This is a genomic window from Hymenobacter psoromatis (genome assembly GCF_020012125.1).
Taxonomy (GTDB): domain Bacteria; phylum Bacteroidota; class Bacteroidia; order Cytophagales; family Hymenobacteraceae; genus Hymenobacter; species Hymenobacter psoromatis.
Genome location: NZ_JAIFAG010000001.1, coordinates 2,338,285 through 2,363,247 on the forward strand (window position 1 = coordinate 2,338,285; position 24,963 = coordinate 2,363,247).

The 24,963-nt window shown below is 58.2% G+C and carries 25 protein-coding genes, 1 other RNA gene and 1 pseudogene; 7 read left to right on the forward strand and 20 right to left on the reverse strand.

The genetic code is table 11. The features are described 5' to 3' along the window. Positions 1 to 42: 42 nt before the first annotated feature. The 5 genes from LC531_RS10120 to ffs all read right to left on the reverse strand — a co-directional run bounded on the left by LC531_RS10120 (position 43) and on the right by ffs (position 2,745). Positions 43 to 942: a glycosyltransferase gene (locus tag LC531_RS10120; RefSeq protein WP_223650173.1), complete on the reverse strand. Its 900-nt coding sequence runs from the start codon at positions 940 to 942 to the stop codon at positions 43 to 45. Positions 943 to 948: 6 nt separating this feature from the next. After that, entirely contained in the window at positions 949 to 1,632 is a 684-nt protein-coding gene (locus tag LC531_RS10125; protein ID WP_223650174.1) for a cell division ATP-binding protein FtsE, read from the reverse strand. Positions 1,633 to 1,674: 42 nt separating this feature from the next. Continuing rightward, a complete protein-coding gene (locus LC531_RS10130; RefSeq protein WP_223650175.1) occupies positions 1,675 to 2,133 on the reverse strand; it encodes a hypothetical protein in 459 nt (152 codons plus the stop codon). 136 nt (positions 2,134 to 2,269) lie between these two features. Next, a complete protein-coding gene (locus LC531_RS10135) occupies positions 2,270 to 2,473 on the reverse strand; it encodes a fructose-6-phosphate aldolase (protein ID WP_223650176.1) in 204 nt (67 codons plus the stop codon). Positions 2,474 to 2,648: 175 nt separating this feature from the next. After that, positions 2,649 to 2,745: signal recognition particle sRNA small type (gene ffs, locus LC531_RS10140), an RNA gene on the reverse strand. 264 nt (positions 2,746 to 3,009) lie between these two features. Between ffs and guaA the strand changes: the two genes are divergently transcribed. Together guaA and LC531_RS10150 are read left to right on the forward strand one after the other, a co-directional pair. Continuing rightward, complete coding sequence (gene guaA, locus LC531_RS10145; RefSeq protein ID WP_223650177.1) at positions 3,010 to 4,563, forward strand: glutamine-hydrolyzing GMP synthase; 1,554 nt, start codon at positions 3,010 to 3,012, stop codon at positions 4,561 to 4,563. A 181-nt stretch (positions 4,564 to 4,744) separates the two neighbouring features. Then, the gene (locus tag LC531_RS10150; protein WP_223650178.1) at positions 4,745 to 5,458 is read left to right on the forward strand and encodes a type 1 glutamine amidotransferase; all 714 of its coding nucleotides are present in this window, start codon (positions 4,745 to 4,747) and stop codon (positions 5,456 to 5,458) included. Between the two features lie 49 nt (positions 5,459 to 5,507). On the opposite strand, the gene LC531_RS10155 is transcribed toward LC531_RS10150, so the two are convergent. From LC531_RS10155 to LC531_RS10190, 8 genes and pseudogenes are all read right to left on the reverse strand, one after another. After that, positions 5,508 to 5,807 (reverse strand): hypothetical protein, encoded by a 300-nt coding sequence (locus LC531_RS10155; protein ID WP_223650179.1) that lies wholly within the window; start codon positions 5,805 to 5,807, stop codon positions 5,508 to 5,510. Between the two features lie 3 nt (positions 5,808 to 5,810). Further along, entirely contained in the window at positions 5,811 to 8,246 is a 2,436-nt protein-coding gene (locus tag LC531_RS10160) for an endonuclease MutS2 (protein WP_223650180.1), read from the reverse strand. Positions 8,247 to 8,327: 81 nt separating this feature from the next. Further along, a complete protein-coding gene (locus tag LC531_RS10165) occupies positions 8,328 to 8,882 on the reverse strand; it encodes a hypothetical protein (RefSeq protein ID WP_223650181.1) in 555 nt (184 codons plus the stop codon). A 241-nt stretch (positions 8,883 to 9,123) separates the two neighbouring features. Next, complete coding sequence (locus LC531_RS10170) at positions 9,124 to 9,819, reverse strand: hypothetical protein (protein WP_223650182.1); 696 nt, start codon at positions 9,817 to 9,819, stop codon at positions 9,124 to 9,126. A 52-nt stretch (positions 9,820 to 9,871) separates the two neighbouring features. Further along, positions 9,872 to 10,105: pseudogene (locus LC531_RS10175) on the reverse strand (DUF2400 family protein). Between the two features lie 204 nt (positions 10,106 to 10,309). Next, entirely contained in the window at positions 10,310 to 10,996 is a 687-nt protein-coding gene (locus tag LC531_RS10180; RefSeq protein ID WP_223650183.1) for a hypothetical protein, read from the reverse strand. 210 nt (positions 10,997 to 11,206) lie between these two features. Beyond that, positions 11,207 to 11,968 carry a TIGR02757 family protein gene (locus tag LC531_RS10185; RefSeq protein WP_223650184.1) on the reverse strand — a complete coding sequence of 254 codons (762 nt, stop codon included), beginning with the start codon at positions 11,966 to 11,968 and terminating at the stop codon, positions 11,207 to 11,209. Between the two features lie 121 nt (positions 11,969 to 12,089). Continuing rightward, positions 12,090 to 13,058: a LysM peptidoglycan-binding domain-containing protein gene (locus tag LC531_RS10190; RefSeq protein WP_223650185.1), complete on the reverse strand. Its 969-nt coding sequence runs from the start codon at positions 13,056 to 13,058 to the stop codon at positions 12,090 to 12,092. A 253-nt stretch (positions 13,059 to 13,311) separates the two neighbouring features. Here LC531_RS10190 and kdsB point away from each other — a divergent pair, with 253 nt between their 5' ends. After that, a complete protein-coding gene (gene kdsB, locus LC531_RS10195; RefSeq protein ID WP_223650186.1) occupies positions 13,312 to 14,073 on the forward strand; it encodes a 3-deoxy-manno-octulosonate cytidylyltransferase in 762 nt (253 codons plus the stop codon). A 37-nt stretch (positions 14,074 to 14,110) separates the two neighbouring features. Here kdsB and LC531_RS10200 read toward each other — a convergent pair whose 3' ends face one another. The 5 genes from LC531_RS10200 to LC531_RS10220 form a co-directional block, all read right to left on the reverse strand. Beyond that, the gene (locus LC531_RS10200; RefSeq protein ID WP_223650187.1) at positions 14,111 to 14,836 is read right to left on the reverse strand and encodes an energy transducer TonB; all 726 of its coding nucleotides are present in this window, start codon (positions 14,834 to 14,836) and stop codon (positions 14,111 to 14,113) included. 167 nt (positions 14,837 to 15,003) lie between these two features. Beyond that, the gene (locus LC531_RS10205; protein WP_223650188.1) at positions 15,004 to 15,441 is read right to left on the reverse strand and encodes a DUF1622 domain-containing protein; all 438 of its coding nucleotides are present in this window, start codon (positions 15,439 to 15,441) and stop codon (positions 15,004 to 15,006) included. Positions 15,442 to 15,445: 4 nt separating this feature from the next. Then, positions 15,446 to 15,622, reverse strand: coding sequence for a hypothetical protein (locus tag LC531_RS10210; protein ID WP_223650189.1), 177 nt, complete (start codon positions 15,620 to 15,622; stop codon positions 15,446 to 15,448). Positions 15,623 to 16,287: 665 nt separating this feature from the next. Further along, a complete protein-coding gene (locus LC531_RS10215) occupies positions 16,288 to 17,106 on the reverse strand; it encodes a glycosyltransferase family 2 protein (protein WP_223650190.1) in 819 nt (272 codons plus the stop codon). A 752-nt stretch (positions 17,107 to 17,858) separates the two neighbouring features. Continuing rightward, the gene (locus tag LC531_RS10220) at positions 17,859 to 19,277 is read right to left on the reverse strand and encodes a CCA tRNA nucleotidyltransferase (RefSeq protein WP_223650191.1); all 1,419 of its coding nucleotides are present in this window, start codon (positions 19,275 to 19,277) and stop codon (positions 17,859 to 17,861) included. 177 nt (positions 19,278 to 19,454) lie between these two features. Here LC531_RS10220 and LC531_RS10225 point away from each other — a divergent pair, with 177 nt between their 5' ends. Together LC531_RS10225 and LC531_RS10230 are read left to right on the forward strand one after the other, a co-directional pair. Further along, complete coding sequence (locus tag LC531_RS10225) at positions 19,455 to 20,957, forward strand: glycoside hydrolase family 28 protein (RefSeq protein WP_223650192.1); 1,503 nt, start codon at positions 19,455 to 19,457, stop codon at positions 20,955 to 20,957. A gap of 105 nt (positions 20,958 to 21,062) precedes the next feature. Then, positions 21,063 to 22,043, forward strand: a complete 981-nt coding sequence (locus tag LC531_RS10230) for a glycoside hydrolase family protein (RefSeq protein ID WP_223650193.1) — start codon at positions 21,063 to 21,065, stop codon at positions 22,041 to 22,043. Between the two features lie 20 nt (positions 22,044 to 22,063). Here LC531_RS10230 and LC531_RS10235 read toward each other — a convergent pair whose 3' ends face one another. Both LC531_RS10235 and mce read right to left on the reverse strand, forming a co-directional pair. Next, positions 22,064 to 22,636, reverse strand: a complete 573-nt coding sequence (locus tag LC531_RS10235; RefSeq protein ID WP_223650194.1) for an L-threonylcarbamoyladenylate synthase — start codon at positions 22,634 to 22,636, stop codon at positions 22,064 to 22,066. 18 nt (positions 22,637 to 22,654) lie between these two features. After that, positions 22,655 to 23,062, reverse strand: a complete 408-nt coding sequence (mce, locus tag LC531_RS10240) for a methylmalonyl-CoA epimerase (RefSeq protein WP_223653929.1) — start codon at positions 23,060 to 23,062, stop codon at positions 22,655 to 22,657. Between the two features lie 166 nt (positions 23,063 to 23,228). On the opposite strand from mce, the gene LC531_RS10245 reads away from it, so the two are divergent. Together LC531_RS10245 and iscU are read left to right on the forward strand one after the other, a co-directional pair. Further along, positions 23,229 to 24,443, forward strand: coding sequence for an IscS subfamily cysteine desulfurase (locus LC531_RS10245; RefSeq protein ID WP_223650195.1), 1,215 nt, complete (start codon positions 23,229 to 23,231; stop codon positions 24,441 to 24,443). A 101-nt stretch (positions 24,444 to 24,544) separates the two neighbouring features. Then, on the forward strand, positions 24,545 to 24,961 hold the full coding sequence (gene iscU, locus LC531_RS10250; protein WP_223650196.1) for a Fe-S cluster assembly scaffold IscU: 417 nt from the start codon (positions 24,545 to 24,547) through the stop codon (positions 24,959 to 24,961). Positions 24,962 to 24,963 lie beyond the last annotated feature (2 nt).

Here is a 24,963-nt window from a genome sequence, read left to right on the forward strand (position 1 = left end):
GCATTGAGCAACGTTTCCACGCGCGGACTCGTAGAGTCCACGCTATAGCTCGGTCAGCAGCCACCGCAGCTTGAGTGCATCCAGCGCCCGCAAGCTCGGCCGGGCCGATAGCAAGTTGCGCCGCAAGGCCGGCTCCAGCGCGGCCAGCGCAGCACCGGCGACTCCAGCCAGCCCCACCCGGCGCAAGCGGGCGGCCGTGCGCACCAGTCGCGTATCGGCACCCAGGCCGTCGGTGCGTAGCACCTGCGCCAGGTTGCGCACGGCCTGGTGGCTTTTTTCTAAGAAAATGGGGGCCGGCTCCAGGCCGTCGTGTAGCACGGAGTTATCGAGGTGGCGTACCACCACGCCGGCCCGCGCCAGTTCCAGGCCGAAGCGGGTGTCTTCGTGACCGTAGCCGCTCAGGCGCTCATCGAGGGGAAATTTCAACACCAATTCCTTTTTTACCAAGGCATTATTGATGCTGAGCTGGCCGCCAGGCTCGCGCTGCCGGGCGGCGGCGGGGCGCATCTCGCGGGCGCGGCCATACAGCCAGCGCAAGTGCAGGCCAGGGTCGGCGGGGGGGGTAGGGAGGTAAGTGGTGCCACCGACGAAAAGCATAGCGACCGGTTTTACGGTTGTGGCTTGCGCGTAGCGGGCCAGAAACTGCTCGTCCGGCAGCAGGCTGTCATTATCCAGCAGCAGCAGCCAGCTATGCTTAGCCTTGGCAGCCAACTGGTTGCGGATAGCGGCGCGGCCCACGTTGGCGGGCAACTCCTCGTAGCGCACGCCGGGTAGGGCGGCCAGCGGGCGGTTCAGCCGCTGGTAGTTTTCCGCCGATTTATCATCGAGCAGGATAATTTCTACCTCGCCCGGCCAATCGCTGGCCTGCGCCCGCAGGCTGCCGACCAGCGCCGCCACGTTGCGGTTGAATACGGGAATAAGAATAGACAGGCCGGCGCGCATGGCTCCCTACCCCCCCCGCCGGCCCGAGTCCAGCAGCGCACCATCCTGGCAGGTCAGGACTCGGTGCGGGTATTTTTCGAGCAACTGGAAATTGTGCGTGGCCATAATGATGGCCGTACCGGCATGGTTGATTTCGGAAAATAAATCCATGATGCCGGCGGCTACTTCGGGGTCGAGGTTGCCGGTAGGCTCGTCGGCGAGCAGCAACGTGGGCTCGTTGAGCAGGGCCCGCGCTATCACCACGCGCTGCTGCTCGCCGCCCGAGAGGCGGTGCGGCATCCGGCCGCCTACCCCGCTCAGGCCCACCTGCGTCAGTACCTGCTGCACGCGCTGCTGCTTGCGGGCCTTGCCGCGCCAGCCAGTAGCATTGAGCACGAACAAGAGGTTTTCGCCCACCGTGCGGTCGCTCAGCAATTGAAAATCCTGAAATACGATGCCCAGCCGGCGGCGCAGGTAGGGCACCTTACCGGGGGGTAGGCGCTCCAGGTCGAAGCCCGCCACGCTGCCCGCGCCCACCGCCAGCGGCAGGTCGGCGTACAAGGTTTTGAGCAGGGACGACTTGCCCGCCCCAGTACGCCCCACTAGGTAGGCAAACTCGCTCTTTTCTAGCCCAAACGACACGCCTTCCAGCACCGCCCGCTCTTCCTGGACGATGGTCGCTCCGTGCAATTCTGCTACTAGCTCGGTCAATTTGAAAGGGCAGATTGGTGATGGCCGGGATGGCAAGCCAGCTTATTTAAATTGACTATTGTAAGCTTCAATTGCTTTCGCATAATGATTATTAGTTGCCAACAGAATAATACTGCCAAACCACGCGCTCAACCCAATTGAAAAAGGAACTGGAGCTTTACTAAACGGGGAGCCGGCGGCATCTTTATGCTTATCTGATTGTACGCCCCCTATTATTATACCAGCAATAAATACCGGCAACAAACCGAGCGCCAGTCGTTTTTGCGCCCGACACTTACGTAGCTCAAGCGCCGATTTAGGGTAGGATTTTAGTAGCGACTTAATAGTAGAATTAGTAATTGGCTCACCATTCATCGTGTACAGCACACTAGAATATCTGCCTTGTTGAATGACAGCTACTTTTATCGAGCTATCTCTTCTGGCTGAAGTGGTGGGTACTTGCGTCCGTCCCGTAAAATGCAGTAAGAACAGGAAGCTGAACAGAAAAAGACAAGTTTTCATGAATTTTTTCAAGGAAGCTGCTCATGAATTCCCAGATACTTATTTAGCTAGGGTTGCCACTCGCCCCGTGGCTACTTTCTATAAAGCTACCCCCATGAAACTACTCTAAGCAAGATACTAGCTGTTAAGTCAACCATCATAACTCGAGTTTGCGCAGCTTACCAAATTCCAGCTCCGAGATAACGGCGGCCAAGGGCACTTCCTGGCCTTCGAGGCCGTAGCGATGCAGGTCTTTGAGCGGCCGGTCGGCCCGGAAATAGGCAATGAGCACGAAATTCTCATCGCGTAGCTGGATATAATCCGGAATTTTGGCCTTGCCTTTTACTTTGATGATGTACACAAGCGGCGCGTAGGGTAAGCTTTAGCTTGCCGGGTAGTAATAAATAGCCCTTTCAGGCGGACAGGCGGCAAGCTAAAGCTTACCGTACACGCGCAAAAAAAGCCGACCCAAAGCTACGCGCTACCAGCCCAAACCTGGACTGCGGGCGCGGCTCGGGGCCGGCAAAAAAAGACAAAAAAAAGCGAGCCAAAATCGCACCGCTCTACCACCTACCCTTGCTGCCTTCCGGCCCTGGGGGAGTTCGGCGGGAGCTGGTCGTTCTGACTCGCCGCTGCAAAGATACTAACACAGACCACTGATTAGCACGGATTTTAGCGGATTTCACAGATTTTGTGGACGATTAGGAAGCGTAGTGGGCTGATTGCTTGCTACAAAAATTACGTGGCGCTGGTACCCGGCCAGGCAAGAATACCAACTCTCCTGCCCGCAAAGCCTATGGAGGGGGCTACTTTTGCACCACTAACCAGCACCGCGGCCCACCGGAATCGTCCCCAAAATCCCCAAAATCCGTGCTAATCCGTGCTAATCAGTGGTCTATGGAGCAAATTCTGATTCTCGATTTCGGCTCGCAATACACGCAGCTCATTGCCCGGCGCATCCGCGAACTGCACGTGTTCTGCGAAATTCACCCCTATACCCACGCCCCGCAGCTAGCAGAGCGCCTCAGCGCCGGCGATGATGACCTACGGGGGGTTATCCTATCCGGCTCGCCCTGCTCGGTGCGCGATGCCGACGCGCCCAACCCCGATTTGAGCGGGATTCTGGGCCGGGTGCCGGTGCTGAGCATCTGCTACGGAGCGCAACTGCTGGCCCAGCAGGGCGGCGGCGAAGTGCTGCCGGCCACCATCCGCGAGTACGGCCGGGCGCGCCTCACGAGCCTCGACGACGCCTCGCCGCTGCTGCGCGGCCTGCACTTGGGTACGCAGGTGTGGATGTCGCACGGCGACACGATTAAATCCCTACCCCCTGCTTACCAGGTTATTGCCGGCACGCCCGAAGTGCCGGTAGCGGCCTATAAACTACCCAATCAGGACACCTACGGCATCCAGTTTCACCCCGAGGTAACGCACTCGACCGAAGGGCCGCAGTTGCTCGAAAACTTTGTGGTCGGTATCTGCGGCTGCGCCCAAAGCTGGACGCCCGAGCACTTCGTGGATTCGATGGTAGAAGCGCTGCAAACCACTATCGGCCCAGATGACCAAGTGATTCTGGGTTTGTCGGGGGGGGTAGACTCTTCGGTGGCGGCGCTGCTGCTGCACCGCGCCGTGGGCGCACGCCTGCACGGCATTTTCGTGGATAATGGCCTGCTGCGGCAAGATGAGTTCGACTCCGTGCTGCGCGCCTACGAGGGCCTGGGCCTGCGCGTGACCGGCGTGCGGGCCGCCCCCGAGTTCTACGCCGCGCTGGCCGGCCTCACCGACCCCGAGGCCAAGCGCAAGGCCATTGGGCGCACGTTTATTGAGGTATTTGACCGCGAGGCGCAGAAAGTGGAGGGCGCGCGCTGGCTGGCGCAGGGCACCATTTATCCCGACGTAATTGAGTCGGTGTCGGTGCACGGCGGGCCGGCCGTAACCATCAAGAGCCACCACAACGTGGGCGGCCTGCCCGAGAAGATGAACCTTAAAATAGTGGAGCCGCTGCGGATGCTCTTCAAGGATGAGGTACGCGAGGTGGGGGCCGCGCTGGGCCTGCCGGCCGTCATTTTACACCGCCACCCCTTCCCCGGTCCTGGCCTGGGCATTCGCATTCTGGGCGACATTACGCCCGAAAAAGTGGACCTGCTGCAACGCGCCGACGCCGTATTCATCAACCTGCTGAAAGAGCGCAACCTCTACGACCAAGTGTGGCAGGCCGGGGCCATGCTCTTACCTGTGCAAAGCGTAGGCGTGATGGGCGACGAGCGCACCTACGAGCGCGTAGTGGCCCTGCGCGCCGTGACGAGCGTGGACGGCATGACCGCCGACTGGGCGCATTTGCCTTATGATTTTCTGGCCGAAGTCAGCAACAAGATTATCAACCAAGTACGCGGGATTAACCGCGTGGTGTATGATATCAGCAGCAAGCCGCCCGCCACAATAGAATGGGAATAGACCGCAGATTCAAGCGGATTTTGGGGATGAAACGGATACGGGGCTAAAGCCCCTGACTACTAGCTCCATTTCTTTGATTCTTTGGTAAAAAGCCCAGCGACAAAACTGGGGAAGAGAAGCATCAGAAAAAACAGGGGCTTTAGTCCCGTATCCGTTCCATCCCCAAAATCCGCTTGAATCTGTGGTCTGGCACTTGCTGCAACACTTGCCCGATGAAGGCCCCGGCCACGCTGCCGAGTGGCTGGCGGCGCACGGGCACGCGCTCACATTCACCCGGCTGTTTGAGCCCTACCCCACCTTTCCGGCGCTGAGCGAATTTGATGGGCTGCTGATTCTGGGCGGGGCCATGAGCGTGCACGACGAGGCCGCGTTTCCCTGGCTGGTGGCAGAAAAAGCCTTTTTGCGCGAGTCGTTGCGGGCGGGCAAGCTTACGCTGGCCATTTGCCTGGGGGCGCAGTTGGTGGCGCAAGCGCTGGGCGGGGAAGTGCGGCCTAATTCGGAGTCCGAAATTGGCTTCTGGACGGTGCGCTTCGCCGCTAAAGCCCTGGCACACCCTTTATTGCACGGCTGGCCCGCCAAGGCCACGGTGCTGCACTGGCACCTCGACACCTTCACGGTGCCACCGGGCGCGGTGCGGGTAGGCATGTCGGCGGGCTGCGCCGCGCAGGGCTTCGTGTGGGGCGACGGCGTTATCGGCCTCCAGTTTCACCCGGAAATGACGGCGGAAATGGTGGAGCAGCTCATCGCTTTTGAAGGCCACGAAATGGCCGAAGAGCAGGAATTCGTGCAGACCGCCGCGCAAATTCGGGGCAAGCTAAAATCAGTGTGGAAGGGAAGGCTGCTGCTGGAAACGCTGCTGGGAAATATGGTGGCGCTGCACGAGACCACTGATTAGCACGAATTTGAATACAGAATTTGGGTAGTGCTGTAGCAGCTAACACAGACTAAAAAGACATTTTTATAATCTGTTGTTTCAACTCGTTCGGTACGTCAATCCATCGAGTGGCAATTGTTACGTAAAGCCTGACCCCGTTGCCATAGCCCTCAGCTACCCAGATAATGTGCTGATACCAATCTAGATACGACCACTCGCGAGGCTTAGGCGAAAACAGAAAATGTCCCTTTTCATCCCAATGCACTTCCGCTCCTTCGCGCCAAATCATATGAAACTTCTGGGTGGCTGGTTTGATGCACAGCCTAGCCGCCGCGTCAATGCTAATTTCAGTAATCGGGTCGGTCTTCATACGCTACTTCAGCACGGCCAGCGTCACGCCGTCGCCGCCGCGGTCGGCGTGCTCATCGCCTACGCTGGCGATAGCGCGGGTGCGGCGCAGGTAGTCACGGGCCACCTGGCGCAGCACGCCGTTGCCGCGGCCGTGCAGAATTTTTATCTCTGGCAGGCCAAACATCACGGCATCGTCCACGAAGGCCATGAGCTTAGTTAGAGCGTCTTCGGCGCGCTCACCGCGCAGGTCCAGGGTCGGGCTAAAGCCGGCCATGCGGTTGGTGAGATTGAGGGTCGGGCCGGCATTGGCGGCGGCGGTTTTGCGGGCGGTGGCTTCGCGCTCGCGCACCTCGGCCCGGCTCAGCTTTTCTAACTGGCTGACTTTCACCAGCGTTTTGAGGCCACCGAAGAGGACTTCGGCGGTTTTGCCCTTCACGCTTACTACCTCGCCGTGGCCATCCTGGCCCAGAATTGCTACCCTATCGCCGGGCTGTAAGGTATCGGGGGCGGCCAACTCGCGGGTGGGGCGGGCCTTGGGCGGCTCCGGTTGCAGCTCTTTTTGCACGAAGGTTTCGAGCTTTTCGCGGGCCTGCTTGGTGATATCCTTGTCGGCCTGCGAGCGGCGGATTTCGCTGATGGTGGCCTCGATTTGCTGGTTGGTATCGCGCAGCAATTGCTTGGCTTCCTGCTTGGCGGCGCGCAGAGTTTCGTGACGAGTGTCGGTGAGGTGCTTCTTTAAATCCAGGTATTCCTGGGTGAACTTGCGGAGGCTGTGCTGCTGCCGCTCGGTTTCGCGCAGCTTAGCTTCCAGCTCGGTTTTGTCTTTTTCAAGGCCTTCGAGCAGCTGGTCATAGCGAATTTTATCCTTACCCACCAGTTGCGAGGCGCGCTCCACAATTTGCCGGGGTAGGCCGATTTTGCGGGCAATTTCAATGGCGAAGCTGCTGCCCGGCTTGCCCATTTCGAGGCGGTAGAGCGGTTGCAGGCGCTCGGGGTCGTAGCGCATCGCGCCGTTGACGAGGCCCTCGGTTTTCTCCGCGAAGTTCTTGAGGTTAGTATAGTGGGTGGTAATCACCCCAAAAGCGCGGGCTTGGTTTAGCTGCTCCAGCACCGCTTCGGCGATGGCCCCGCCCAGGCTCGGCTCGGTGCCGGTGCCGAATTCGTCAATCAGCACCAGGCTTTTCTTATTGGCCACGGTCACGAACTGCTTCATGGCCAGCAGGTGTGAGGAATAGGTCGAAAGGTCATTTTCCAGGCTCTGCTCGTCGCCGATATCCAGCAGAATATCCTCAAACATGCCGGCCTCGGAGTAGTCGTCGCACGGAATAAGCAGGCCGCACTGCAGCATGTACTGCACTAACCCTACCGTCTTCAACGCCACCGACTTCCCGCCCGCGTTCGGCCCGGAAATCACCAGCATGCGCCGCTCCGGCGTCAGCTCCAGGTCGAGTGGCACCACGTCGCGCTTTTCGCCAGTGAGGCCGGCAGCCTTATTGTGGTCCCGAAACGTGAGGGCCAGCACCGGGTGGCGCACCCCGCGCCAGCGGATGAGCGGCCGGCTGCTCAGCTCCGGTAATTGCGCGTCCAGCTCGCGGGCCAGCCGGGCTTTGGCCCGAATGAAGTCCAACAAGCCCAGGTAGTTATACGCCTTACGTAAGTCGGGCAGGTGGGGCCGCAACTGGTCGGTAAGGGTAGTAAGGATGCGAATCAGCTCGCGCTGGTAGGCATTTTCGAGGTCCTTGATGTCATTGTTCAACTCAAATACTTCGGCGGGCTCGATATACACCGTTTGGCCCGAGGCACTTTCGTCGTGAATCAGGCCGCGCAGCCGGCGCTTGTGCTCGGCCACCACGGGCAGCACCAGCCGCCCGCCGCGAATGGTAGGCTCGGCATCGCCGGGTATCCAGCCTTCACTTTTGGCGTGGCGCAGCACGCTGGCAATCTGCTTACGCAACTGGCCCTGGCGCTGAATCAGGGCCTGGCGCACCTGGCGCAGCAGCGGCGAGGCATCGTCGCGCACCTTGCCCTCGTCGTCCACCACTTTGTCCAGGGCGGCCAGCAGATTGCGGTCGGCCTGAATGCCGATACCCAGCAGGCGCAGCGTGGGGTAGAGCCCGGCGGCGGCATTCGTAAAAAAAGTAAGCGCCGCCCGAATGGTACGCAGGCTCATCTTGACCTCAAAAAACGCCGTCACGTCGAGGTAGGCACCAGGTAGGGAAGCCCGCTTGAGATGCACGCTCACGTCGTGGTAATGCGCGCCCGGAAACTCGCTGCCGCCGGCCAGCAGCTGCCGAAACTCGTCGGTTTGGGCCAGCAATTTGCTCAGCTGCTCGTGGTTGGTGATGAACTGCATCTGGGCCACGTACTGCCGGCCCAGGGCCGAAAGGCAAAGCTGCTCTAGCAGCTCGCGCAGGGTAGCGAAGCCAATTTTGGCCTCAAAGTTTTGGGGTACTAACAAATCGACTAACGGCGGGGATTATCGGCTGACTGGCCGCGAAGGTAAAACAGCAAACGGGGCCGGAAGATTCGCCAAAAAATGCTAGGAACGCTCGTAGTAAAAATTGGCCCAAATGAGCAGGTAGGGTAGTCCAATTAGAAACAGGGGTAGGTAAGCCGCGCTGGGCAATCCGCGGTAGATGCCCCACCCTACCCAACTAACGCTCAGGGCTAGTAGCCCCCACAAAACCCTGGTAGAAAGTGAGCTGGTAAAAAACTGCGTCAGCGCGCTCGGCTCCTGCACGACTTCAGCACCTAGGTTAGCTTGGTTGTAGCGCCTTATCGCCTCCTTAAACGCCTCCTCCATCGTCCAGAACTCCTTATGCAATCGACCACTTATAGTCGCCTTTTCGCCCTCCTTGGGGTAAATGGTCAGCTTGATATCATTTTTACTCCAATCAGAGCGGTAGGCCCGCATTTCGGTAAACTGATAGCCCACAGCCGGGCTATCAGCTAGGTTGGCCCAGGCTAGGCTGTCGGCAGTTATCAGCACCCAGGCAGGCTGCCCTACCAGTTTGCTATAGAATATTAATGGCACGAACAGCACCAGATAATACACCGGCAGCAGCCATGCCCCATGTAGCAGCGGCAGGAGCAACGTAGCGGGCAGAAAAGTAGCCCCCCCCACAGCAGCCAGCGCAGCCGGCAGGGGTCGGTAAGACGCAAATCAAATTTCATCGAGAAAGCTTCTTTGTCAGTACTATCGCATGGGTAGGCCACTCCATCACTTTCACCATCCTACTCCTTCCCTAAATAGCGCAAAGTTGTATTTCACCGGGTCTAAGGTTCGAATGGGCGCTGGGTAGCCACTAACTTCTCACCTTACGTTTTGAGAGGCACTAAGTGCGAGCCTGATACAAACTGTAGCAATAAAAACCCAGCATACTGAGCAGCGGCAACCAATAAATCAAGGGCCGGTCACTGCTATGCAATATCCAGCTAACCCAGCTTACGGCCCCAACTATTACAGGTAGCAGGTAGATAGCCAGGGAGTTTTCAAAAAAGGTTTTCTCCCGGCTGATAGAGTAAGCTGGATGAGTCGGCCCTAAGCTGGCAGGCCGAATTAGTTCACCTATTGCGGCCTCAAATGCTCGTGCCATTGCATGAAACTCGCTAGTTTGCCGGTAGGTAATGTCTGTTTTTAGTTCAGTATAATGACCATCGCGCAAGCGTAGGCGCAGGCATCTATTGCCATCGAAAAAGTAATCTTTATACGTCAGAATTTCATCGTAAAATACAGTCAATTCCTGACGTGTTTTAGGCCGGAAAACCGTTAGTCGGTCGGCTGCTATTTTTACAAAGCACAGGTCGGTAGTGAGGCGCTGAAATACCATCCAAATAAGAATTAGAGGCGCCAGAATTCCAGCCGCAAAACCAATTACGGCTCCGGCTCGCGTCACATATGGTGCCATAGCCCTTAGTACAATTAGAAAGCTAATTGCCGTTAGCGCTCCACCTACAATGCGGCCCCAGTATGCTTTACGCGGGTTAATGAGCCGAATAATAAACTGCGGGGCAGCTAGCTTCGAAGGCATAGACGAGCACTTAAATAAGGTTTAAACTACCAGAGTTACAGCCTAAAGCCAGCTACCCTACCCCCTCCCCAAACAGCGCGAAGTCGTACTTCACCGGGTCATTCGGGTCGAGCAGGCGCAGGTTGGCGGTTAGCTCCTCGGCAGCTTGCCAATCCACTTTTTCGCGCTTTAATAAGCCCAACAGGTGAGCCTAGCGCTCGACGCGCACATCGATGGAGCAGATTAATTCACTAGGCGAGAGGCGCGTCCAGAGGCCGAAATTAATTCCGTTAGTGTCGCGGCGCACCAGTCAGCGCGGGTACGCAGCCGAAGATACCTTGCTACCGGAGATAACGGGGGCAGCCTCTCAGAATTAAATATGCTGTACCAGGGTCTAGCAGGGTGCGGGGCTTGCCCCTATCAGTCGTTGAACGACTGGCATCCAAATCGCTTAACGGCGGGCGAAGGCGAGCCTCACGCCCTATATCGTTCAGGATAACCCACGCCCCCACTAGGGCGCGTTGCGGCGGGCGGCGGCGGCCCGCCAGGCTACCACGTAGGCGACGTAGGCCCCAATTCCTCCAAATACGTTGCCGTGGATGCGGCCCCCGCTGCCAAAAATCGCCAGGGCCAACGCGCCTATCACCAGCGTGAAAAGGACGAGCAGGTAGGTGGACACAGTCTTCTCGAAGAAGCTTTTTTCGCGGCGCACGGCCACGCCAGTGGGGTTGGGGGCGGCCCCCATTGCCTGCTCAAAGGCGGCCAGCAGGGTGCTCAGGTCGGTACCCTTCGCCAAAGCCCCGGCCCCACGCAACTTGAGGGGCGGGGCATCGGCGCGGTTCAGGCGCAGCTCTTCGGTGTTGTTGAAGTTGGAGTAGCGGTAGGTACTAATGTCGGCCAGCCGCAGGGTTTGGGTGAGGCGGGGTTCAGGGCGCAGGTCTTCGATGCGCAGCTCGTTGGAGGTAAGGGTAATAACGGCGGGTACCACGGCCGCCCGTCGGTATGCTCGCCAGCCCAGGTAGCCCCCGCCACCCACGATGAGGGCAATAAGCAGCAGCTTCACCGTATTGTTGTCTATGGCCAAACCAGCCCAGACACTCGCCCCAACCATAGCAAAAATACCCAGCATCGACAGTGTCATAATTTGCCCGGTGCGAGTGGTGTCGAAGAGATTCAGCTCGAAGGTTTGGTTGGGCATGGGCGGGCAGACAAAGGAGGGGAAGCCAGGGTGGCGTCAAAGCTACTAGTGGGCCTACATAAGCTCTCCCTCCTCTACCACTGGCAGCGCCACACCAGCCCCGCCACAGCCAGCAGCGAGCCCAAGCGCAACGCCAGAAATACCCAGGTGGGCAGCTCGGGACCTTTTGAATTTTCCATCACCTTGTGTACGGTGGGACGGGCTAAAGGGCTACTCCCCTACCCCCTCCCCAAAGAGCGCAAAGTCGTACTTCACTGGGTCGGCGGGGTCGAGTAGGCGTAGATTGGCAGTTAGCTCCTCGGCGGCCTGCCAGTCCACTTTTTCGCGCTTTAATAAGCCCAACAGGCGAGCCTGGCGCTCGACGTGTACATCAATGGGGCAGATTAATTCACTAGGCGAGAGGCGCGTCCAGAGGCCGAAATCCACGCCGTGGCCGTCGCGGCGCACGAGCCAGCGCAGGTACATATTAAGGCGCTTGCAGGCCGAGCCGCGGGCGGGGGTAGCCACGTGCTTGCGGGTGCGGGCGGGCGCGTCGGGCAGACTAAAAAACAGATTGTGAAAGTTTATCAGCCGCTCACGCGTGGTAAGGCCGTGCAAAAAGGCATCTTCCAGGGAATTGTGCTCGCCATAAAACCAGCGCAGCCAGTGCACGAAGTACAGCAGGTCGGTGTCGCAGAAAGTGCGGTGGCAGAAGCAGAGCAGCTTTTTTAGGTCTTCATCCTGGTGCTGGGTCACGAACTGGTAGGGCGCATCGTCCATACGCGCCAGCAACTCGGTCGTTTTCTTCAAAATAGTGGGGCGTTGCCCCCAGGCCAGCAGCGCCGCAAATAAGCCGCTGATTTCAATATCCTGCAGGCACGTGAAGCGGTGGGGAATGCTTACCGGGTCTTTGGCGAGAAAAGCGGGCTGGTTGTGACGAGCGGCGCGCTCATTGAGCAGGGCGCGCAGGTCGGCGAGCTTGATAGTATCCATAAAATCGTTCGGGTGTCGTGCGAGCGCAACGCGGCAATTGCACCCGCACGACACCCGAACGATTTCGTGCGGGTGCAATTGCCGCGTTGCGCTCGCAATGACAATTGATTATAAATAAGCCCTACGGCACGTAGCTCGTTTCGACCCGAAACTTGCTGTCGGTGGTGCCCAGCTTCTGCACGGCGCGGGGCGAGAGGCGCACCAGGATATTCTCGTTTTCGCCGGTGTCGGGTAGCACCCCGATGACGCGCACGTACACCGACTGGCCATTCATCTGGTTTTTGACCTGCATAATGGTGCCGATGGGGGCCGTTTTGTGCAGGGCCAGGTATTTGTCGGTGCCGTTGTTGAGGATGGGGGCGGCGATGCCCACGTCGGTTTTGCGGCCCACTAGCTCACTGGCGCGGGTCGGGGCTTTGGCTTCGACCGCTTCTTCCTTCTTATCGGCGGAGGTAGCGGGCGTGACGGTGGCAATCTGGGCCTCGCGGGCGGGGTTTATTTTGGGGGCGGCCGCTTCGGATTTATCAGATTTAGGCGTGGCCGGCTCGGGGGCGGCAGGCGCGGGCGTGGCAGGCAGCCCGGTTATTACCGGGGGGGTAGGGCCGGCCTGGGCAGGACGCAGCAGCAGTTCCTGGCCTACGCGCACCGCGCCGCCGGCCGGCAGGTGGTTGAGCAGCAGCAACTCGCTGGGCGACAGGCTAAAGCGCCGTGCGATGCCGAAGAGCGTTTCACCCTTGGCCACGGTATAGCGCTCGGGTACGGCAGCGGCAGCGGGGGTAGGGAGGATAGTTTTGGCCGGACTTGCGGCCGCTTTGCTACCCCCCACGCCACGCGGAATGAGCACCACTTCACCGATACCTAGCCCGTTCTTGAGCTGCGGGTTGGCGGCCTCAATCTGGTCTACCGCCACGTGGTAGCGGCGGCTTAGGGCGAAGAGCGTTTCGCCCTGGGCCACGCGGTGGCGCACAAAGCGCTGGCCACCGCGAATTTCCTGGCCAATGGAGTCGGCCGGCAGCAAGGGGGTAGGGAGCCGGGCGGCCAGCGGCCCGTGTAAAGAATTAAGTATCAGCAACGAAGCAAGCAGACTCATGCGCAGAAGCAAAGCTATAAGGTGTACCAAAACCCGCCCGCAGCGGGCCCCGGCTCAACGCCAGCGGTAGGCAAAGTAACTACCCAGCGGCCGGCCGGCGCTAGCTTCGGGCTCGAAATGAACTACTGGCTTTTCGTTTCTCGTTTTTCGCGCTTCGTTTTTCGACCTTGCGCCAGGGCACACATCCTGGCCGAATGAACACTCGAAAAGGAAGACGTAAAACGAAAAACAAAGCGTGAAAAACGAAAAACGTATGTCTGCCCTCGGCATCATCCCGGCCCGCTACGCCTCTACCCGCCTGCCCGGCAAGCCGCTGGTAGACCTGGGCGGCCAAACGATGATTCAGCGCGTGGTAGCGCAGGCCCGGCTGGCGGGCCTGGCGCGAGTAGTAGTGGCCACCGACGATGCCCGCATCCTAGACCACGTGCGCGGTTTCGGGGGCGAGGCGGTGCTCACGCGGCCCGACCATCCCAGCGGTACCGACCGCGTGTGGGAAGCCTTTGAGCAGCTCGGCAGCCCGCCCGAGGTGCGCTGCATCGTGAATATTCAGGGGGATGAGCCCTTTATCCAGCCCGCGCAGATAGATGCATTGGTGAACCTGTTTGCCGGTGGCACGCCGCCAGCTATCGCCACGCTCATCAAGCCGGTGCTTACGGAGGAAGAATTATTTAGCCCACACCTGCCTAAAGTTGTGACCAACCAGTGGGGCCACGCGCTCTATTTCAGTCGCCATCCCCTACCCTACCAGCGCCAGCACCCGCCCGCTGAGTGGCTGCGCTACTACCGCTACTATCGCCACCTGGGCCTCTACGCCTACCGCCCCGACGTGCTGCGCCAGCTCACGCGCCTACCCCCCTCGCCCCTGGAGCTGGCTGAAAGCCTGGAGCAACTGCGCTGGCTAGAAGCCGGCTTTACTATCCAAACCGCTATTACTGAACTGGATGCCTTTGGTATTGATACGCCCGAAGATGTACTACGAGCGCGAAAAAAATTAGGTGGCAGGACTGAGGACTGAGAAATTAATTCAAGAGAAAATCATTCATTCCTCCTGCCTAATTTCCCGGCTCTGGCACGACTCCGAACCGGATGCGGAGCGTGCAGGCCGAGCGCACGATTTTGCCGAGCGAGCGGCCGGGGTTCCACCAGGGCATGAGGCGTACCAACCGCAGGGCTTCTTCGTCGAAGCCATTACCGCAGCCTTTTAGCACTTGCGCGTCCAGGATGCGCCCCGACTCGTCTACCACGAAGTTGACGAACACTGTGCCGGGCAGGCCCTGCTCGCGGGCTTTTTCGGGGTAGCGCACATTCTGGCGCAAGTAGGCCCCGTAGGCGGCTTCTCCACCTGTAAAGGTGGGTAGCTCATCGGCGAAGGCTACCCCGTTGAGGCCAGCACCGGTGGCGGGCTGCACGCTCGAAGGCGGCGCTACGCCAATTGGATAAAGCGTAATAGCCAGGCCACTACGGGCCTGCACGGTTAGTGCCTGCGCCTGATAGCCAGCGCAGGTGAATATTAGCACGGGGTCGGAAATCTCCACGGCCACGAAGAAATTGCCGGCGGCATTCGTGGTGGTGGTAGTAGGAGTACCTTTCACCGCTACCACAACGCTAGGCAGGGGCTCACCCTTGGTATTGAGTACGTTGCCGGTAATGGCAACACCTATGGGCCGGGCTAAGCTAGGAAAAGAGATGCTGGCCGCCAGGCTGGTGCCGTGGCTAGTAACTGCCGTGGCCAGCTGTACCAAACACAACAGGACTGAACAACGTAAGAATTGTAACATAACAAGAAATTAACTATGGTGGGAAAGCAACCGCAAGTATACGCTATGCTTAGCAAAAGTCGTGCACTTTTTTTAGCTAACTTCTTAGCAGCCTGAATTCATTTAAACAGGGTTCATTTTTTACTCAGAAACGTTATTGAAACTTAACCCGATTTTTAATACTAGGACTATTCCTTACCAACTACAATTCCGGCTAGTTGCCGTGAGCCGTCCACTACCTGCTGCTCGTTGCCACTTTCTTTGCGCTCCTGCTCCATTTCTTTGGAAAGAAAGAAATTGAGCGCCGTGCGGATGACGGCAATGGCCCCGAGTTTGCCAATCTGCTCCCAGCTCGGTGCGATGGCCGTGGATAGGATGTCGGCCCCAAGTTGAAACTCCAGCGCCAAGGCTAGGTAGCGCGCCAGCGTGAGTCGGATGGCCGTGAAATCGGCCGTGCGCCGGGTCAGCAGCGCCCGCACCAGCAGCCCGCCCGCCACTACAATGCCCAGCGTGATAATGAGCGCGCCCACTACCTCTACGCCTAGCTTAAGCCACTGCACGTCGGCAACTACGCCTTCCTCAGTGCGTGAAAAAATAGTAGCAGGCATTTCCGACAGCAGCAGCATATATTCAAATAAGGGCAGTGAAATGACGCAGCAAGTACGCCGAACCGCGCTGCACGGCCAGCAGCACCAGCACCACGGCCAGCGCAAACAGCAGTAAGTTGCCCTCGCCCGCCCCCGCTCGAAACGCAAAGCTGAGCGCCGTACCCACGACTAGCGGGTGCATAGCCTTGTTTTCCAGCATGCTACTAGCAATACTATTGTTTACTCGAGTAAAATAATAGGAATCATTTTTATGAACGCACACACTACTACTCATCCGCCTTATACTATGCCCAGTGGTAACGTGCATAAGATGCTCTTGACCGCCGCCATGAGTTAAAACAACCGCGCCTGCCAACGTAGTATCCTAACGCCGAAACCGACTTCTCTAGCAGCGCCTCCAGAATCTGACTAAGCACGGCCCTGAGCTCCGGCCTAGTAGCTCTCGTACGTGACACTGAGCTGGAAGAAAAGGCGTTCATTAACTAATTTATTATTAATCAAATATGTCTACTTGAAATTTCGCAGAAAGGCACTCGCCGACTAACTCGCAAAATTTGTGAACAGCTGCATTTCTTGAGACCCAGGATACAAATTTTTCGACGTAAACTGCCTTGACTGGCGCTTCACTGAAAATACCGGCACCACCATTTAAGATGGATTATTTCCGTCTAAAGACAATAATCTGCGCGAAGACTCACTCGAAAGTAGCCACCTAGTGTACTTCGAGATAGGCAATATTAATCTATACCCTGAACAAAGAGAATACTGCGACTCAAAACGCTTTTGGCATTCTGAGAAAAGCCGCAGACCGCTATTAAAAGGTCGCCGCGCTTAAATGAAACGGTGAGCTGATAGCTTGAACTACTAGGGTAAGATACCCAAGCCAAATAACACTCGCTTGGCCCAGTAACTGTACCACGGTGTTAAATACTTATTAACGGAACCCTGAAAGTGCCAATTGTTGTCCCCTTTATCAAAGCATGCTTGACTGCGGTGAAACAGTAGTTTACGCCAATCCCTTTCATCAACTTTCTGCCAGTTGGGATGGCCGTGGCGGCGGGCTTCAAAACGCACCTCCACACGCTGTTTCATCTGGGGAATAGAACGGTATTGATAATGCTGGACCCTGATAAGGTTAGGACTAGTAATACCCATGAATCGAGGCATGGTAGCGCCTACTTCCCACCGCAGCCGGTCGCGATGCCGAAAGAAACGTACCTCAGCGTAGTATAAAGGCATATAATAACGGATAAGGTCAAACTGCACGGGCGTAAGTTGGTTGAAGTCATACTCCGCAATATCTTCGTGCGTGAGTACGTACTCGACAGACTCCTTCGCGACTACGTGGTAGTGGGCTAGGGTAGCTAATAAGTGTGGGCGCGGGTCTTGCAGGTAGAGTTCATCAGCATCGAGCCGAAAGCACCACCAATCACCCTGCTGTGCCAGATGCCGATGCGCCTCAAAGGCCTCTCCCCGTAAATAATTGTTAAAGGGTTTCCCATCCTGTTTCCAAGCGATAATAGTAGAATTTTCCGCTGCTAGTTTTTGCACCAATTCCCAAGTGCCATCAGTACTACCATTGTCATAAACAATGATTTTTTCAGCCCAAACGCTTGCATAGCGTAGGCAATATTCAATAATATCAACTTCGTTTTTAGCTAGGCAGATGGCATATATTTTCATGAACGAACTTGGGGCTAAGCACTACGACCAGTGTAGAAGTGAACAGGATATAAGTAGTAAAAAACCCTTGCTGATGTTAAAAACACGGATATCATAGCACATAGCGTATCTCGCAAAATAAAAGTGGAAATGAAAACAATTGAGTATACAAGTTATGTGACGTAATAAAACGAAAGTAGTGTATATTTTTTCAGCATAAAAAGTGTTTGCACAGTCTTCTCGTGGGCCAGCCAATTAGCATTACTTTTCATCACCATAATAATTTTATCTTTTTTTAATTGGCTACTAATAAGCTTATGCACTGTAATTATGCATCTTACTTGTGCTTCATTAGAGGAATTAGGTGTCCTGATTTTCTAATGGTTCTGGGCTAGTTCGACGCAAACTTTAGCCGCAGGTTTATCGGAGCGCGGACGGAGCTGCGTTTCTGCGTTTAGTCCCGCCGTTGACCACTAGCATATGGTCGCTATTGGCCGGGTGGCCAGGACCGAGGCAAATTAAACAGAAGCTACTCGCAGCGAGGCGAATAGCTTCTGTTTGCTAAGTAGTTGCAGAAGATATAGCAGCAAAAGTATGGTGTAAGTAGGTAGCATCACCAGTAGCCCTTCGAGAAAGCCCAGGCGCGAGCGACGGGGCAGAATGCATCAGTGAATTAATGATTAGGTGAATAGGTTGGCTGGATTTTGGCTTACTACTCAAGTAATTGGCTACTTGCAATTTTCTCGCTTTATATGCTCTCGCTCAATGCTCCATTACTGATTCACCGATAGTCCCAAGGCCGCACCGCGGCGCAACAGTAGCTGATAAGCGGGCTCCCACTCGTTGGGCACTTCGCCCTCCAGAATGGCTTCCAGGATGGCTTCCTTCAGCTCGCCGACCTGGCGCGAGGGCTTCAGGCCGAAGGTTGCCATGATGACTTCGCCGGTGATGACGGGCTTAAAATTGCGCAAGTGGTCCTTGGCTTCAATTTCGCGCAGCTTTTCCTCTACCGTGTCGAAGTTTTGGAGGTAGCGGGCTTTGCGCTGGTGGTCCTTGCTGGTGATGTCGGCCCGGCATAATAACATGAGGCGGTCGATATCATCGCCGGCCTCGAAGAGCAAACGCCTTACTGCCGAGTCGGTTACGAGGTCTTTACTCAGCACGATGGGGCGCAGGTGCAGGCGCACGAGCTTCTGCACCATGCGCATCTCCTCGCCCAGCGGCAGCTTGAGGTCGGTAAAAATCTGGGGTACCCAGCGCGCGCCCTTGTCCTCGTGGCCGTGGAAAGTCCAGCCCACTTTGGGGTCGTAGCGCTTGGTAGCAGGCTTGGCGATGTCGTGCAGAATGGCCGCCCAGCGCAGCCAGAGGTCGCCCCCGGCGGCAGCTACGTTGTCGAGCACTTGCAGGGTGTGGTAAAAATTGTCTTTGTGCGCGTGCGCGCCCACTTTCTCTACGCCGTGCAGCAGCGCCATCTTCGGGAAAATGAGCGGTAGCAGGCCGGTTTGAAAGAGCAATTTGAAGCCATAGCTCGGCACCGGCGATTCCACTATCTTATTCAGCTCTACTGTAATGCGCTCCTGTGACACAATCTTAATCCGCTCCTTATTGCGAGCAATGGCCTCGTAGGTGTCGGGCTCGATATCGAAGTTGAGTTGGGCGGCGAACCGGATGGCGCGTAGCATTCGCAAGGGGTCGTCGCTGAACGTAATATCCGGCCCCAGCGGCGTACGAATGATTTTGGCGGCCAAATCCTGCATCCCGCCGTAGCGGTCCACGAGCGCGCCGAAGTCGTCGGCGTTCAGGCTCAGGCCTAAGGCATTGATGGTAAAATCGCGGCGGGCCAGGTCGTCTTCCAGCGTGCCGGCCTCGACTTCGGGCTTGCGGCTTTCGGCGCGGTAGCTTTCGCGGCGGGCCCCCACAAACTCGATTTCACCGGCCTCCTCGGTGGGCAGCATGGCGGTACCAAAGTTCTTGAAAACCGTGACGCGGCCCCGGCCCGGCAGCCGCTGGCCCACGGCCTGCGCCAGCCGGATGCCGTCGCCCACCGTCACCACGTCAATATCCTTGCTGGGCCGCCGCAGAGCCAGGTCGCGCACGTAGCCGCCAATAACGTAGGTCGGCTGGCCCAATTCCTGGGCAGCCTTGGCGATGGTATGGAAGATGGGCAGAGCGGGTAGCGTGGGCGTAGTCATGGAATAAATCGGGACGCGAGCGGCAAAGTTCGGGCTTTTTGGCGCTCGCGGCACGGCCGCTAGTGCTGGCTTAGCAAAAGCTGCGCGAATACCCCCGTTCATCACCGCGCCCACGCCCGCCGGAATATCTTGCGCCCACGGCGCGTTGTTTTTCCACCCGCCAGCCGTATTGCTGCTATGCTACGTATTTCTTCGAGAAGCTGGCCGCTGGTACTAGCCGCCCTGCTGCTGAGCTGCCGCGCAGCCCTACCCCCTACTCCTGCCGCTACCGCAGCTCCTACCCCCCCACTGGTCTTCAACGTGCGGGCCTACGGCGCGGTGGGCGACGGCCGCACCGACGATGCGCCCGCCCTGCAGCGCGCCCTCAATGCCTGCGCGGCGGCGGGCGGCGGGCGGGTGCTGCTGCCGACCGGCGGCACGTTCCTGGCTGGGCCAATCGCGCTGCGTTCGCACGTAGAGCTGTGCGTGGAAAGCGGCGCTACCCTGCGCGCCTACCCCGACCCAAGCCGCTACGCGCGCTCGGCCTTCGCCGCCGACAACCGCGGCGAGGGTAGCCGCTGGATTAGCGCCGATAGCCTAGAGCAGGTCACGCTCTGCGGTGGCGGCGTAGTTGACGGCAATGCCCCCGCCTTTTTGGGGCCGGCCACCGGCGACGCCTACGCCGTGCGGCGCGGAGCCGACAACTCCGATATGCGGCCGCACACGCTGACGCTGGTCGGCGTTAAAGGCTTGCGCATCCACGACCTGACCATTGGCAACTCCGCGTACTGGACCATTCACCTGGCGGGCTGCGACGACGTGGCCATTTCCGACCTCACGGTGCGCAACGACCAGCGCGTGCCCAACAGCGACGGCATCGACGTGGACCACAGCCGCCACGTCCGCATCACGAACTGCCACGTGGAGTCGGGCGATGATGCCATTTGCCTTAAAAACCGCCGCGAATTCGCCGCCTACGGGCCCTGCGAGGACATTACGGTGAGCAACTGCACGCTCAGCTCGCGCTCCTGCGCCTTCAAAATTGGCTCTGAGAATATGGACCACATCGGCCGGGTGGTGGTGGATAATTGCCTTGTGAGCGGCAGCAACCGCGGACTGGGTATCCAGAACCGCGATGAGGGCACGGTATCGGACGTGCTTTTTTCCAATATCATCGTCGAGTCGAGCTACGTTTCTGATACCTGGTGGGGCAAGGCCGAGCCGATTTATATCACCTCCTACCCCCGCCCCGATGGGCCAGGCAGCCGCCGCTACGCCCCCGGCCAAACCCAGGGCCGGGCGGGCGCGGTGCACGATATTTACTTCAGTAACATCAAGTGCCGCAGTGAGAATGGCATTTACGTGAGTGGCGACGTGGCCGATAGAATATCGAATATCTTCTTCGACCAAGTGGATATCCAGCTCACCAAAACCACCGCCCGGCCGGGCGGCTTGTACGACCGCCGCCCCGCCGCCGGGCCTGGCCTGGTGCCGGGCGCTACCTCGGCCTTCTACTTTGACCGCGCCCGCGACATCACGCTGCGCAACTGCTCGGTGCGCTGGGGCGCGGGGGCACCCGTCTACTTCGCCCACGCCGTAGAAAGCCACGCCGTGGCGGGCCTGCGGCTGACGAATTTGGTGGGCGAATCGGCCTTTCCAGCGAGGTTGAAGGCTGTGCAGGAATACGCAGCTGGCAAGTAAAACCGTCTCCGTCTTGGCAGAAATTGTCTTTGCTTGATGCGCAACATGCTCGCAAGGATAACTTACCCTCCTATCCCTCATATCCTACCCCCATCCCATCCCGCTATGCTCCGCTTATTAGTTCTCTGGCTGGTTCTGCTGCTGCCCACGCGGCCGGCCGCGCCGCCGCGCCTATTGCGAGCGCTTACCTCGCCAGTGCTGCTGCGGGGCAATGACAAAACTGCCTACCGTGACCCGGCCGTACTCTACGAAAAGGGCACCTTTTACCTTTACTATACGCTGGTCGAAACGGAGGCCGATGGGGGCGTATATTCTTACGTGGCCTTCAGCACGAGCTGCGACTTGGCGCACTGGACGCCGCCCGAAAAAATCACGGTGCGCGACCAGAGCCTTGATTTTTCGAGTCCCGGCAATATTATTCGGGTGAAAAATGAGTGGGTGCTGTGCCTCCAGACCTACCCCCGCCCCCACTATACCGCCGACCAGATGCCGCGCTTCGGCACCGGCGACGCCCGCATCTTCCTCATGCGCAGCCCCGACCTGCGGCACTGGTCGGCCCCCGAGCTGCTGCGCGTGAAGGGCCCCGGCGTGGACGAAAAAAGCCTGGGCCGCATGATTGACCCCTACCTGCTGCCCGACCCCAAGCAGCCGGGCCAGTACTCGGTGTTTTACAAGCAGAATGGGGTGAGCCGCTCCACCTCTACCGACCTGGTTAACTGGACGTTTGCCGGCTCGGCCGAATCGGGTGAAAACGTGTGTGTGCTATCCGAGCCCGATGGCTACTACCTCTTCAACTCGCCCCACAACGGTATTAATATCAAGAAATCTACCGACTTGCAGCACTGGGCCGACTGGGGGCCGCTCATTACCCTGGGCCAGGGCCAGCCGGGTTGGGAGTGGGCCAAGGGCCGCCTCACGGCCGGTACCGTGCTAGACCTGCGCCGAGTGCCAGGCATCCGGCGCTACCTATTGTTCTTCCACGGCTCCGGCCCGCTTACCGAAGAGCAGGGCGACTTCGACAAAAACGCCTCCATCGGCCTGGCTTGGAGCACCGACCTACGCGCCTGGCACTGGCCGGGCGAATAAGGAGCTGTCAGCTAAACAACCTACTCCCGTACTACTTCCAGCGCGCCGCCGGCTCCCAGGCGCACTACCCGCGAGGGCAACACACGGGTTTGGTCGTCTTGGCGCCAGTTTACTACGTAGTTAACCCCACGTACGATGGCCGGGTCTACTTCGGCAAAAATGGCGGGGGTAGGCTGCCCGGCCTTATTGGCCGAGGTGCTAACCAGGCCGTGGCCCAGGCGGCGCACCACGCGGTGGCAAAATTCGTCCTGCGCCACGCGCAGGCCCACGGTGCCATCGGGCGCGACCAAGCCGGGGGCTACGGCCCGGCTGGCGGGCAGCAGGTAGGTAGTGGGGCGCGTTTGCGCGGCCAGAGCGGCCTCTAGCCCGGCGGGCACGGTGGCAACGTAGCGGGCCAGCATGGCCAGGTCGGCTACCAGCACAATGCTGGGCTGGCCCGCGGGGCGGCCTTTGAGCTGGTACAGCTTTTCAACGGCGCGGGGCACTTCGGCATCGCAGCCCAAGCCCCACACGGTATCGGTGGGGTAAAGAATAACCTGCTGCGTGAGCAGCATATCAACGGCGGCATCTACTTCCTGGCGAAAGAAATTCATTCGTTAGCTTATTGTTAATCAATTTTTTATCTCCTGGCATAATTCTACCAGTACACCGCCCGCACTTTTGGGGTGCACAAAGCAGACCAGCTTGTTATCGGCCCCGCGCTTGGGCGTTTCACTTAATAACACAAATCCTTCGGTACGCAGGCGCGCCATTTCAGCGGCGATATCAGCTACTTCGAAGGCGACGTGGTGAATGCCTTCGGGCTTTTTGTCCAAGAACTTCGTGATGGCACTATCGGAGCTGGTGCCGGCCAGCAACTCGATTTTAGAGCCGCCAACCCGAAAAAAGACCGTATCTACGGCCTCACTGGCAATGTGCTCGGTTTTATAGGGCTCCTGGCCCAGCAGGCGGGTGTAGAGGTCGGTGGCGGCGGCCAGGTCGTGCACGGCCAGGCCCAGGTGTTCGAGATTGGTGAGCATCACGGGAAAGAACAATACGCGGAGGGCACAAAGCTACGGCCGCGCAGTTTTTTAGACGGATTCTAGCTATTTTTGTGGATTCCCACAAACTGTTTAGGCCAAAATTCTGTTTTCCTCGCAGCTAACGCCTACTTTCAGCTTTTATTAGAAAATCCAGCCCAGCGCCATGCTTAAGCTACCTATCTATTTGGACAATAACGCCACTACGCCGCTCGACCCGCGCGTGCTGGAGGCCATGATGCCCTACCTGACCGACGTATTCGGCAACGCTGCCTCGCGCAACCACCCCTTCGGGTGGGCCGCTGAAGAGGGTGTAGACTATGCCCGCGAGCAAATAGCGCAGCTTATTAATTGCGACCCCAAGGAGATTATCTTCACCAGCGGCGCTACCGAAGGTGATAATCTGGGTATCAAAGGAGTGTTTGAGATGTACAGCCAGCGTGGCAATCACATCATCACCACTACCACCGAGCACAAGGCGGTGCTCGACACCTGCAAGCACATCGAGAAGCTCGGTGGCAAGGTGACTTACCTGCCTGTAAATGAGCAGGGTCTCATTAGCCTCTTGGAGTTGGAAGCCGCCATGACGCCCCAGACCATTCTGGTCACCATCATGTATGGCAACAACGAGACGGGCACCATCCAGCCCATCCGCGAAATCGCCGCCATTGCCCACAAGCACGGCGCGCTATTCATGAGCGACGGCACCCAGGCCGTGGGCAAGATTCCGGTGGACGTGCAGGCCGATGGCATTGACCTGATGGCCTTTACGGCCCACAAGATGTACGGCCCCAAGGGGGTAGGTGCCCTATATGTGCGGCGCAAAAACCCGCGCGTAAAAGTGACCGCCCAAATGGACGGCGGTGGTCACGAGCGCGGCATGCGCTCGGGTACGCTCAACGTGCCCGGCATTGTGGGCTTCGGCAAAGCTTGCGAACTGGCTCGCCTCGAAATGGCCGCCGATGCTGAGCGCCTGAGTAAGCTGCGCGACCACTTGGAGCAGTCGCTGCTGCCCCTCGAAGAAAGCTACGTGAATGGCTCGGTAGAGCACCGCCTACCCCATGTCACCAACATCAGCTTCAAATACGTGGAGGGTGAGGGCTTGATGATGGGCGTGAAAGACCTGGCTGTATCGTCGGGCTCGGCCTGCACCAGCGCTTCGTTGGAGCCCAGCTACGTGCTCAAGGCCCTGGGCCTGAGCGATGACTTGGCCCACAGCAGCCTGCGCTTTGGCCTCAGCCGCTTCACTACCCAGGAGCAAATCGACTACGCCATCAACCACGTGAAAGAGGCGGTAACCAAGCTCCGCGAAATGTCGCCGCTCTGGGAGATGCACAAGGAGGGCGTGGACCTTAGCACCATCGAGTGGGCGGAACACTAAGTCATTTAACAGTTGTCTATCAACTCTTCCTTGCTAGTTTTTGATTGTTAGCCGACTTTTGCTTGTTAAATGTTAATTGAAAACTGTTAATCGAAAAAATCATGGCTTACTCCGATAAGGTAATCGACCACTACAGTAACCCCCGCAACGTGGGCACGCTGGATAAAAGCAAGAAAACAGTAGGTACCGGCCTCGTTGGCGCTCCCGAGTGCGGCGACGTGATGCGCTTGCAGATTGAGGTGGATGAGGCCACCAATACCATTACCGATGCCAAGTTCAAGACCTTCGGCTGCGGCTCAGCTATCGCTTCGTCGTCGCTGGCGACGGAGTGGCTGAAAGGCAAAACAGTGGATGAGGCCCTGGCCATCGACAATATGGAGATTGTGGAAGAGTTGGCCCTGCCGCCCGTTAAGATTCACTGCTCGGTGCTGGCCGAAGACGCCATTAAAATGGCTATCAACGACTACCGCGTGAAAAACGGCATGCCAGCCTTGGAGCTGGAAAAGTCGCATCACTAGGC